Here is a 12,694-nt window from a genome sequence, read left to right on the forward strand (position 1 = left end):
TGTTTTAGCAGCAAAATTATTATTTCCAGAAATTCCTACTTGGCAATTAGTAGGATTAATATTTTTAGTGGCGGGTAGATATTTTATTGCTCAAGGTGGCGGTGTTACTAATGTTAGTTGGGGAATTTTGGTTTATTCTTCTGTTGTGGCTTTTGCTTCGGGAATTACAGGTTTTTTAATATTAGTAATAGGCAAACAAGTCTTGACTCGAAAAAATCAAAATATTCGCAAGTGGTCATCTCGTTTGGGATGTATCAGTAGTTTTTTCTGGGTTTTATTATTTCGCCAGGAACCATCTTTTTCTGAATTATTGGCAATGGCAGGATTAGTAATTTTTTTAGTAGTAATAAATTTTCGCCAAAGTGATGATATGGCTTTACAAAAACAACCTAAACTTTCTCTAGATAATCAACTTGACCCTAAAATTTGTGGGGAAAAAGCAGCTAGATTAGCTCTACTGAAAAAAGCTGGTTTTAATGTTCCTGATGGTTTTGTTTTACCTGCAGTTGAAAATGGGAATAGAGAATTAGTTGTAAAGGGTAAGGTGAAAAAATATATTCCTAATTCTTGGATTGCGACTGGCTTTTTCTCAGCAGATAAAATTTTGGATAAATTAAATGAAATGTCTTGGAGTTTTCCCCTAATTGTTCGTTCTTCAGCAGTGGGGGAAGATAGCGATAATAGTTCGGCTGCCGGACAATATGAAACTATTTTTCCTGTGAGAAATGAAACGGAATTATTGGAGGCGATTAATATTTGTCGTCAATCTTATTGGTTGGCAGATGCTGTTGCTTATCGGCGACAAAGAGAAATTCCTGATGCAGAAATGGCGGTTTTGATTCAGCCTTATATTATTAGTCAAGTCGCTGGAGTAATGTTTACTCGTAATCCTTTGGATGGTGGTGGGAAAATAATTATTGAAGCTCTGTCTGGGGGTGCAGAAAAAGTTGTGGGTGGGCAGTTTACTCCTGTGCATTTAGAAGTTGATAAAAATAAATTTCACCAAAGTAAAAATTCAACGGTAAAAGATAAAAGTGATGATTCTTTTGAGAAATCTTCTGGTAAGATAAGTCGGGAGATTTTGCCTCCAGAAATTACTCCAGAATTGGTAAATCAACCAGAGGCAAAAGTAGAAAGTGATGATTCTGTTGATGAATCTTTAGGTGTGGAAAGTCAGAAGATTTTAGCTCCAGAAATTATTGAAGAATTGGTAAATCAAGCTGAAGCAATTGAAGGATTCTTTCATGGTTTGCCTCAAGATATTGAATGGTGTTGGGATGGGGAAAAAATTTGGATTTTGCAAAGTCGCCCGATTACTAATTTGAGACCTATCTGGACGCGAACTATTGCAGCAGAAGTAATTCCCGGGGCTATTCATCCTTTAACTTGGTCGATAAATCGTCCTCTAACTTGTGGGGTTTGGGGAGAAATTTTTACTATTGTTTTAGGGGAAAAGGTAGCAAAATTAGATTTTACTGAAACGGCAACTTTGTTAGGTTCCCATGCTTATTTTAATGCTACTTTGTTGGGGGAAATTTTTAGAATGATGGGATTGCCAGAGCAGGGTTTAGAGTTTTTATTACGAGGGCAAAAAATGGGAAAACCGCCTTTAGGAAAAGTCTGGTCTGCTTTGCCTGGTTTATGGCGTTTGATTCAAAAAGAAATGGCGGTTGATGATGAGTTTGAGCGTGATTATCATCAAATTTTTGTTCCAGCGCTAGAAAGTTTAGAGAAGAATTTTAAAAGAAATTTAGAACAGAATTTCAAACAAGATTTTCAACAGAATTCGTCTTTGTCTTTATCAGAATTATTGGCACAAGTGGAAAGAATTCAGGAATGGTTAAAACCGATTACTTATTATAATATTTTGTGTCCTATAGGTTTGGCGATTAGGCGATCGCTCTTTGGTGTTTCTGAGGAATGGTTGCCTACTGATACTGCTCCAGAAATTGTTTCGATTCGAGAATTACAAAGGTTGGCGGTTAAGTTAAGAATGGCGACTAAATCTGATGTGGAAATAGAGGCAGAGTTTGAGAAAAATCAGGAATTACAATGGGAGTTTCAGCAATGGTTAGAAAGTTATGGTTATTTGAGTGAGGTTGGTACGGATATTTCTGTGGCAACTTGGGGAGAAAATCCGGATAATTTTCGTGAGTTATTATTTGGAATGGCTCGGAAAGGTGAGAGTAATCAGTTATCAGTAAATACAGTAAAGTCTTTGAATTTTTGGCAGAGGTGGCGACTGGAGAAATGTGCAAAGCGTGCGAGAACTAAGGGGAAAATTGCTGAGGTTTATGGGAAGCTTTTGGCTTATTTACGACTGACGTTTTTGGCAATGGAAATAAAAGTCAAAAGTCAAAAGCCAAAAATTAATCGTGATGAGCAATCAGAAAATTTAGAAGTTTTTCAAGAAAAGGGTGATATTTTTTATTTGGAATTTGAGGAAATTCGGCAATGGATTTTATCTACAGTGGGTGAGGTTGAGGAAGGAAACCCAACAAAAGAATCCCCCCTAACCCCCCTTGGGAAGGGGGGGATGTTGAGCGATCGCCTTGCTCAAGAGGAAATGTTTGAGGAAGGAAACCCAACAAAAGAATCCTCCCTAACCTCCCTTGGGAATGGGGGGGTGTTGAGCGATCGCCTTGCTCAAGAGGAAATGTTTGAGGAAGGAAACCCAACAAAAGAATCCTCCCTAACCTCCCTTGGGAATGGGGGGGTGTTTAGTGATCGCCTTGCTCAAGAGGAAATGTTTGAGGAAGGAAACCCAACAAAAGAATCCTCCCTAACCTCCCTTGGGAATGGGGGGGTGTTGAGCGATCGCCTTAATCAAGAGGAAATGTTTGAGGAAGGAAACCCAAGAAACAGTGCAGGAGTTGAAGAACAAAACAAAAGAGAATTTAATGTAGTTTCTTCCCCCTCTCCCCACCCTTCCCCCTCTCCCCACCCTTCCCACACTCCCCACCCTTCCCACACTCCCCACCCTTCCCACCCTTCCCACCCTTCCCACACTCCCCCTTCTCCCCACACTCTCAGAGAACTTATCCGTCAAAGAAAGGAACAGTTAGAAAAAGATAGCGATCGCCAAGTTCCCCAGGTTGTTTATGGGAATGTATTACCCCAAGAAGGTCAGGAAACACTTTCTACTGAGGAAAATGTTTCTATTTTACAAGGGATACCAGGGAGTGTTGGTTGTGTGGAAGGTTATATCAAGGTTTGTCGGAGTTTAGAGGTAAATCTTGCTGAGTCGGAAAATCTAATTATAGTTGTGCCTTATACGGATGCTGGTTGGGCACCTGTGTTGTTGAAGGCAAAGGGTATTATTGCTGAGGTGGGGGGACAGTTATCCCACGGAGCTATTATTGCGCGGGAATATGGCATTCCAGCAGTAATGAATGTTTCTGGAGCGATGACTCGTTTACAGGATGGGCAAAAAGTTAGGGTAGATGGGTATCGGGGAATGGTAGAGTTGATTTAATCAGGAGTCTTTGCCTGATAAAGTAAATTAAGATCACAGGAATAGAGTACTGGCGTGACACAGCTAAAATGGTGGATTAGATGGGGGATGGGAAGATGGGGGGATGGGGAGATGGGGGGATAAGGGCACCTAGAAACAAAAATCTATTACACAGTTTTAGGCGTGTCACGCCAGTAGTGGGCAATAGCAATCAGTAGACCTGAGATTAAATGGCGTTGCTGATTGGTAATGATTTTTAGATTAAGTAAAATGGGAAAAAAGTATATTGTACGATATTACCTTCAGTTATTGACCATGACATTTCAGCAACGCCGATTAAATGAAGGTATATATTCAAACATAATGACAGTATTTTGATACTCCACTGGTTAAAACTGCGTGGATTCTTTAAGGGAACTATAACATTTGTTCAAGCCACGATTTCCATATTGCTCGAAACGGCTTGCCAATACCATGCCGTAGCACATATAGCAGTAGCTTACGAGGCGGTGCTAATCCCCTCTCTTACTGGCAGTCTATCTATTAGACCTCTCCAAAAATCCCGCTCGCTACTAGACATGTCCAATAATAAAAAATAAAATCAATTATCCCACAGAAGAGGTAATTATTAATTATTAATTATTAATTGTTAATTATTGAAGCAGGTCATAACCAGTTAAGATAGTCAGTTAGGACTCAATCTACAACTTCTGTTTGACTAATATTCCCAAACAAAAGACAATCCTCAAAATGTTCAGGATTGCTTAGATTTTTCCATGTTTTGAGATTCTGTTGGCAAACAGATGAGATTATCATTCTGAATATGGATTAAGCCTTGCTGACGTAATTTACCCATCAGACGAGTCACAGTTACACGGGTAGAACCAATAGCGCTACCAATTTGAGCATGGGTTAAAGGCCAAGGTAGATAATAACCGCTTGTTACTTCTTGCCGATCTTCACTAATCCACGGTTCTCCATATTCTTCAATTAATAGTGTGATAAATCCAAATAATCGATCGATAGTACGACGTTGACCCAGGGTACTCAGCCACAAAAGCTTCCTTTGATGTTGATATCGAAAGGCATCTAGAACTTCTCTGCGGAAGTGAGGCCAGTTATCAAGGTCATGCCAATACATCCAAAGTACAGTTGTTTGATCGGCATGAGCATAAGCTTGTAGTGTAAATGGTGACTGAGCTATTAGTTCAAATGGTTGACCAGCACCGACAAATCCGAGGAAAGCTTCGTCTGAAACTGGACTTATTTTTGATTTGCTGGACTTATTACGACTGGCGCTAATGTGGGCATTACCTACTAGACGAATTGCTCCTTTTTGTATTAGATATAACAAACCAGGGCGAGCGGGGATACGTTCATCTTTGGTAAAAGCTCTACTACGGTAGTGTTCTTCTGCCCAATCTATGATCAATTGCCAAGTCAAAAATGGCCTATTACTAGGGGCAGAATTGTTAGTAGGTTGTATATTTAGTTCTGGTAGGTTTGGATGTGATGATAGGTGCATTGTTACTCTCTTTTGATAAAAGTTGGACTTTGGTTCAAATTAATTTGGTATAGGGAATAGGAGCAGATATTTATCTGTTTGTTTATACCAGTCTTACCCTTAGGATCAGTGTAGCAAAAAATACATCTATTTCCGAATTTTGTAGGATAAATTTTGTTTGAGGTGGCAATTGTATTGACCAAATTATCGTTTCAGTGTGCTTTGATACAGTTGTTAAAAAAAACTGTAAGTTTATACCGGGGAAAATTAGAATGCTTTTGTAGCTATGAAAAAAAATTAGTAGTTTTGCAAAGAATGGAGGTAATTCCAATTAGGCAAGCTAAGGATGGTGGAGGAATTATGTACAAATCGGCGATCGCTCTTAAGTTAGCGCCTGTTTTGCAGGAATCAGCAATGTATATTGCTACTGAGTTAGCTAAGTATTGTAGAGAAATAGTTAATACTGAAGGAAAGAAGGATGTAGTAAATTTACATATTGATGTAATTCCATCTGGTATAATTTACATGAAATTAACAGATTTAAGTATAGCTAACTGGTTAAGTTATTTAATTTCTTTTCCCTTCAAGGATGATCGGCAAAAGTTTCAGGTAAATTTTAATCATCAATCTTGTGAAACTATAAATTTGTTTCCTATTCAATATAGTCATGCTCGTTGTTGTTCTTTATTGCGTATGGCTGAATCGGATGGTCTAATTACTCTTGTTCGGACAAATCCAGAAAATTATAGTCAATTTTGGTTTATTCAAACTCCTAACTCTATACCCTGGCAAAAATCTAATGGGAAATTACAATTTTTACATCATAGTGAATATGAATTAATTGGTCAAATTGCTTCTACCCTGGATTACATATATTGTGTTTCTACTACTAGAAAACCTATAAATTGGGTTAAAGTAGCTAATTCTCTCAATACTGCTTTTCAAAATTTTTACTGTCAGTGTCGTATATGGGGCGAAGTGAAAGTAAAAACACCGAAATTAGCAAAGGCTAGATTAGGTTTAGTTTTGGTAACTCAATCTCTACTGAGATTTTTATTGGAAGAAAGGTTGGGTGGGAAAGCACCTATTGAACTTTAGTTGAGTCTTCTAATTGTCGAAGTGCTCAAAATAAAACTAAGACGTTTGAGTTATATTGTATAGCGCTACCCGCTAGGGAACAGCAGACTGTCAAAGAATTTTATGATTTGGAAATGTCGACACCCTTAATGGGTAGCGCTATAATTTATGACGACAACTGCAATCCATCTGTAGACGCGGGATTTTTTTTGGAGCTTCATAAAATGAAAATATTGGTGATTTTGTACTTGGGTATTGATCGATGGAAAGATTTGATGAGGGAAAAGGAAGCATTTATAGAAAGCGAGAGTTGATGGAAATATTTCTGGTATTGCTCCTGGGAAAATTTTCTGAAATCAAGCGATCGCCTCTAAGCTCAGAAATTTGGTTGAATAAAAAATCATGTGTATAGGCGAACGACCCCAGTTAATCTTTAGCTTATCACAAAAATTTTGAGGATGCAACGGAAAATTCTTTGGCGCGGGATTTTTTTTAGTAGGAGCTTCATAAAATGAAAATGTTGGTGATTTTGTACTTGGGTATTGATCGATGGAAAGATTTGATGAGGGAAAAGGAAGCATTTATAGAAAGCGAGAGTTGATGGAAATATTTCTGGTATTGCTCCTGGGAAAATTTTCTGAAATCGAGCGATCGCCTCTAAGCTCAGAAATTTGGTTGAATAAAAAATCATGTGTATAGGCGAACAACCCCAGTTAATCTTTAGCATATCACAAAAATTTTGAGGATGCAACGGAAAATCCTTTGGCGCGGATTTTTTAGGTGCTTCAGAAAATGAAAATGTTGGTGGTTTTGCACTTGGGTATTGATGGATGGAAAGATTTGATGAGGAAAAAGCAAGCATTCATAGGAAGCTTAGGAAAGTGCCTCCATAACTTTGGTTCAGTGCTATAATTAGCATAAAATTTTATTCAAAATAAAACTAAGACGTTTGAGTTATATTGTAATTTACGACGGCAACTGCAATCTATGTGTAACCTTGGTGCAGGTATTAGAAAATATAGACCAGGGTCAACTATTTGAGTACATTCCTATGCAAGATTTAGAAACATTAAATCAGTTTAGTATTACTGCCGAAGATTGCGAAATGGGAATGATTTTAATTAAAGCTAATGCACCAGAATGTAGATGGCAAGGTAGTGACGCAGTAGAGGAAATAGGGCGACTATTACCTACAGGGAATATTTTTGTTGCAGCATATCGGGGTTTACCTGGGGCGAAATGGATGGGCGATCGCTTTTATGAGCAGATTAGAGATAATCGTTATACTATTTTTGGTAAACGTTCTACTACTTATCATTCGCCTTATCCAGTCGGTTGTAAAGCTTCTTTATCTGAAGAAAAAGGTTCAACTTAAGCTTGAATATTGAGATTGAATTTGGGTAATAAGTCTTGACGATTTTGATCAAAAAAATAGTTAATTAAGAAATTAGGATTTTTGCCCAATTTCAATCTCAATCTCAAGTCTAATTAATTAGTCATAAGAAAAACTTTTTTATTTTTTAACAGAGTATCTTTTCTTGCGTAATTTTGCACAAACAAAATTCTCCCTACTCGCTGTTTTTGAAAGTTTTTATTTCAGGCATTCAAAAAGAGATGATGTTAGTAACTTCATGGCAACTTAAATTTAGTCTCTTATCAAATCCTTTTTCTTTTCATCTTCAATCGACTTCTCAAAATACTTAATTTCTTGTTTTATATATCGCTGGTGTTCCAGAAATTTTACTGCATTAAAAATTGGCAGTAGTGATTTAAAATATTCTACGATTTTATTTGTTGCTTCAATATTCTTAGAGCTACTCAAAATATAATCTTCTGAGGAAAGTTCCTTATTATTCTTAACATAAGCTTCTAGGGGAAGTTTCTTAAAATCTTCAAAATTTTGATTGTACTTACAAAATAGATCGATAAATTGATAACGTCTTTCGTAGGGAAATGTTGTAGTTACGCTCAACAATAATTGCATCAAATCAATATCTGTATATCTATTTTCCATCAGACTTTTGAGCAGTTTATTTTGTCTATCCTCAAGAATAATTTTCTCTTCTTCTTTTACTTCCAAAAAAAATATTCTTTCCAAAATAGTATTTCTGAATCTCAGGATGGATAATTCCTTAAAGTTAAGCACTTCTAGAGAATCATTTTTAAGAATTTTACTGACAGGAACCGAGGAAAATGAATTGCTATATTGATGAATTAGATTGATTACCTTTTTCTGAAAAATATCTATCTGATCAAGTTGAAATACTCCTTGCCAAATTTGATTTATCAACTCAAATAATTCCGGTGTAGGTTTTAGGAAAAATTGATATTCATAGAGTGTAACTTCTCTCTTATTCATCTTAGAAGTATTAAATTCAATATTGAGGTATTTTTCAGCTACACCAAAAAATAGTTTGACAAATAATTCGTTTTTTCCTTCATTTACTTTTTCCAGTAGCTTATCAATAACTATCGACTGAGTAATAAATTTTGTTATGTAGGAATCACGTTCAAATCCAAAAGTTTTAGTAAGAAGGCAAAAGACCTGTGGTAGTTCCTGTGGTTTTTTTGTCAAATATTCAAACAGCAAATCTATTGCAATTTTTTGGGAATTTTGTTCATCAGAATTACCAAATAAACTAAGTAAGTCAAGAATAGAATCTTGTGGAATATCAATATTAGAATTAGACGGAATATCTAAAGTTGAAATATCTACTGACTCGACTGCCATCTTGCCAATAAAGTATTTAGCATAGATAAGAATTTCTGTCTGTTTAAAAAACCAAAAAAGTTTCATCAGTTGAATTAAACTTTTCTCATCTCCTGCCACCTCATAAATTTTCCAAACTCTGTCTACATCTGGATTAAGTATTTTGATAATGTCCTCAATATTAAAAGCACTTACAACAGGATTAAGAACATCAACAAATTTATATTGAAGCTGAGGAAAGAAATTATCTAAGAGAACGGAAAATTTCAACAATTTATCCTTGAAAAAAGTAAGATAAAATAGATATGTAGCTAGAACCTGGTCAGATATTCTGGCAATCTCATTTTCATATATATCTACCAACTCAAATTTATATAATTTACGAACTGCTTCCCAGAAAATTTCCCTTTCAATATTAAATGCTGTTTGAATCTTTTCCATCATTTCATCGTTAGAGTTATCTACTACTTGGAAAAAGGCAACGATACCAGCAATTTCCAATAAACTTTCATCCTTAAAATCTTCAATATCTTTTGTAATTGAAGAATAATATAAATCGTAAACATCAGATACATTTTTAATACCTTTGACAGTTTCTTCTCCTGGTACTACCAAAGCAGTCATTATTGCTAAACGAGGATTACCTTGAGCTATATCAACAATTCTTTCTATGTATAATTGATTCTGAATTTTGCATTCTTCTTTAACAAGTTGCTCAATTTGCTTATCTGTTAATGAGTCAATTTTTACTAGCTTTAAATCATTATCATAATCACGTGCTACTTCTTTAATTTGCTCAACTGCATAGTCACGAACTGTAGCTATTATTTTAATTTGCTGATTTTCACGTTTATCCAGAATAAAATGAATAAAATGCTCAAATTCTTTGACTCGGTTAGCATCATCTAAAAAAATTAAATAACTTCCCTCATCTGAAAAATAAACACGAATATCCTCAGAAAGATCGACTCCTTTATTAAAAATACATTTAACTTCTTCGTACTCAGAATATTTCTCTCCAAATTTTCTACAACACTCTAAAACAAGTCGAGATTTACCTACTCCTGCTTTACCAGAAACTATAACTAGATTATTTTCCTCAAGTCGTTGTAATATTTCGTTTATTTCGTCTTCTCGAAAGTAAAACTTTTTATCTAGAGGAGCAATAATTTTCCTTTTATTATAAGTAGTAATAAATTCATCAAGATTAACTATTTGACCAGTATCTACCTCAACTCCAAGAAAATCTCTAGCAATACCAGGATAATATTTATAAAGGTCAAAAGAAATAGAGTCAATACTCAATATATCAAGTTCAACTTCATGTTTCTGACATTCTTCTCTAACAGAATTCTCTTCTTTTCTAGTCAGAGTAGAATTGTGACATAAAACAATCTTTTCTATTTCTGTTATTGATATTCCAGTTTTTTCCTCATTAAAACATTTGCCGAGGTCTTTCTTAAATTTTTCGCAGACCCCTTTTTCCTTTGTTGTTGTTGCGTACTCTACCAAAATATACTTTCCATTTTCCAGAATAATTAAACTATCTGGAGTTCCTTTTTTTGTTTTATTAGCTCCAATTACAGATCCTAATGGTTGAATTGACTTAATCTGTTTGATTTTTTTATGAAGGTAAGCATCAGCAAGTTTTTGAAACTCACCACCACTTAATTCTTTGAGTTGATTTTGAATCTGATTAATTTTTGACATAGTAATTCTATACAGATAAAAATAATATATTCTTCCTTAACTTAAAAGTAGCGATCGCCTCTCTCTATTTGAGCAGTTAAAATTTGGTTCTCTTTCCATAAAGTAATATCTGAAGTTCCTTTGATGATTTTTTTTGAAGGTAAACATTACCAAGTTTTTTCAACTTACCACCACTTAATTCTTTGAGTTTATTCTGAATCTGATTGATTGTTACCAGAAGAATTTTATAGACTTCAAAATCAGAGATTTTTACTCTACTTAAAAGTAGCGCTCGCTTCTCTCTATTTTAACAGTTAAATTTTGGCTCTCTTTCCATAAAGTAATATCTGAAGTTCCTTTTATGATTTTTTTTGAAGATAAGTATCAGCCAGTTTTTGGAATTCACTTCCACTTAATTCTTTGAGTTTATTCTGAATCTGATTGATTGTTGCCAGAAGAATTTTATAGACTTCAAAATCAGAGATTTTTACTCTACTTAAAAGTAGCGCTCGCCTTTCTCTATTTGAGCAGTTAAATTTTGACTCTCTTTCCATAAAGTAATATCTGAAGTTCCTTTTATGATTTTTTTTGAAGATAAGTATCAGCCAGTTTTTGGAATTCACTTCCACTTAATTCTTTGAGTTTATTCTGAATCTGATTGATTGTTGCCAGAAGAATTTTATAGACTTCAAAATCAGAGATTTTTACTCTACTTAAAAGTAGCGATCGCCTCTCTCTATTTTAACAGTTAAATTTTGGCTCTCTTTCGATCAAGTAAATATCTGGAGTTCCTTTAATGATTTTTTTTGAAGGTAAACATCAACAAGTTTTTCAACTTACCACCACTTAATTCTTTGAGTTAATTCTGAATCTAATTGATTCTTACCAGAGGAATTTTATAGAGAGAAAAATCTCTGATTTTTACTCAACTTATAAAGTAGCGATCGCCTCTCTCTATTTTAACAGTTAAATTTTGGCTCTCTTTCGATCAAGTAAATATCTGGAGTTCCTTTAATGATTTTTTTTGAAGGTAAACATCAGCAAGTTTTTCAACTTACCACCACTTAATTCTTTGAGTTGATTTTGAATCTGATTAATTTTTGCCATAGGAATTTTATAGAGTTCAAAATCAGAGATTTTTACTCAATTTAAAAGTAGCGATAACCTCTCTCTATTTGAGCAGTTAATTTTTGCTTCTCTTTCTATAAAGTAATATCTGGAGTTCCTTTTATGATTTTTTTAAAGATAAGTATCAGCAAGTTTTTTCAACTTACCACCAATTAATTTTTGAGTTTATTCTGAATCTGATTGATTGTTGTTAGAAGAATTTTATAGAGATAAAAATATCTGATTTTTACTCTACTTAAAAGTAGCGATCGCCTCTCTCTATTTTAACAGTTAAATTTTGCCTCTCTTTCCATAAAGTAATATCTGAAGTTCCTTTGATGATTTTTTTTGAAAGTAAACATCAGCAATTTTTTTCAACTTACCTCCACTTAATTCTTTGAGTTTATTCTGAATCTGATTGATTGTTGCTAGAAGAATTTTATAGACTTCAAAATCAGAGATTTTTACTCAACTTAAAAGTAGCGATCGCCTTTCTCTATTTTAGCAGTTAAATTTTGGCTCTCTTTCCATAAAGTAATATCTGAAGTTCCTTTTATGATTTTTTTTGAAGATAAGTATCAGCAAGTTTTTGGAACTCACTGCCACTTAATTATTTGAGTTTATTCTGAATCTGATTGATTGTTGCCATAAGAATTTTATAGAGATAAAAATATCTGATTTTTACTCAACTTAAAAGTAGCGCTCGCCTCTCTCTATTTGAGCAGTTAAAATTTGCTTCTCTTTCCATAAAATAATATCTGAAGTTCCTTTGATAATTTTTTTTGAAGATAAGTATCAGCAAGTTTTTTCAACTTACCACCACTTAATTATTTGAGTTTATTCTGAATATGATTGATTGTTGCCATAAGAATTTTATAGAGATAAAAATATCTGATTTTTACTCAACTTAAAAGTAGCGCTCGCCTCTCTCTATTTGAGCAGTTAAAATTTGCTTCTCTTTCCATAAAATAATATCTGAAGTTCCTTTGATAATTTTTTTTGAAGATAAGTATCAGCAAGTTTTTTCAACTTACCACCACTTAATTATTTGAGTTTATTCTGAATATGATTGATTGTTGCCATAAGAATTTTATAGAGATAAAAATATCTGATTTTTACTCAACTTAAAAGTAGCGCTCGCCTCTCTCTATTT

7 protein-coding genes are annotated in these 12,694 nt (G+C 34.3%); 5 read left to right on the forward strand and 2 right to left on the reverse strand.

The genetic code is table 11. The features are described from left to right. A partial coding sequence (locus F6K40_RS15940) for a PEP/pyruvate-binding domain-containing protein (RefSeq protein WP_293137465.1) occupies window positions 1-3,475 on the forward strand: 3,475 nt, incomplete at its 5' end. 733 nt (window positions 3,476-4,208) lie between these two features. Here F6K40_RS15940 and F6K40_RS15945 read toward each other — a convergent pair. Then, entirely contained in the window at window positions 4,209-4,979 is a 771-nt protein-coding gene (locus tag F6K40_RS15945) for a Crp/Fnr family transcriptional regulator (protein ID WP_365671636.1), read from the reverse strand. A 162-nt stretch (window positions 4,980-5,141) separates the two neighbouring features. Between F6K40_RS15945 and F6K40_RS15950 the strand changes: the two genes are divergently transcribed. From F6K40_RS15950 to F6K40_RS15965, 4 genes are all read left to right on the forward strand, one after another. Continuing rightward, window positions 5,142-6,056 (forward strand): DALR anticodon-binding domain-containing protein, encoded by a 915-nt coding sequence (locus F6K40_RS15950; protein WP_293137493.1) that lies wholly within the window; start codon window positions 5,142-5,144, stop codon window positions 6,054-6,056. Window positions 6,057-6,297: 241 nt separating this feature from the next. Continuing rightward, entirely contained in the window at window positions 6,298-6,447 is a 150-nt protein-coding gene (locus tag F6K40_RS15955; RefSeq protein WP_293137467.1) for a hypothetical protein, read from the forward strand. 137 nt (window positions 6,448-6,584) lie between these two features. Further along, entirely contained in the window at window positions 6,585-6,734 is a 150-nt protein-coding gene (locus F6K40_RS15960) for a hypothetical protein (protein ID WP_293137469.1), read from the forward strand. A gap of 250 nt (window positions 6,735-6,984) precedes the next feature. Continuing rightward, window positions 6,985-7,410 carry a thiol-disulfide oxidoreductase DCC family protein gene (locus F6K40_RS15965; protein WP_293137471.1) on the forward strand — a complete coding sequence of 142 codons (426 nt, stop codon included), beginning with the start codon at window positions 6,985-6,987 and terminating at the stop codon, window positions 7,408-7,410. A gap of 270 nt (window positions 7,411-7,680) precedes the next feature. On the opposite strand, the gene F6K40_RS15970 is transcribed toward F6K40_RS15965, so the two are convergent. Continuing rightward, window positions 7,681-10,455 (reverse strand): nSTAND3 domain-containing NTPase, encoded by a 2,775-nt coding sequence (locus tag F6K40_RS15970; RefSeq protein WP_293137473.1) that lies wholly within the window; start codon window positions 10,453-10,455, stop codon window positions 7,681-7,683. Window positions 10,456-12,694 lie beyond the last annotated feature (2,239 nt).

The organism is Okeania sp. SIO3I5 (assembly GCF_010672085.1).
In the GTDB taxonomy this organism is placed as follows: Bacteria; Cyanobacteriota; Cyanobacteriia; order Cyanobacteriales; family Microcoleaceae; genus Trichodesmium.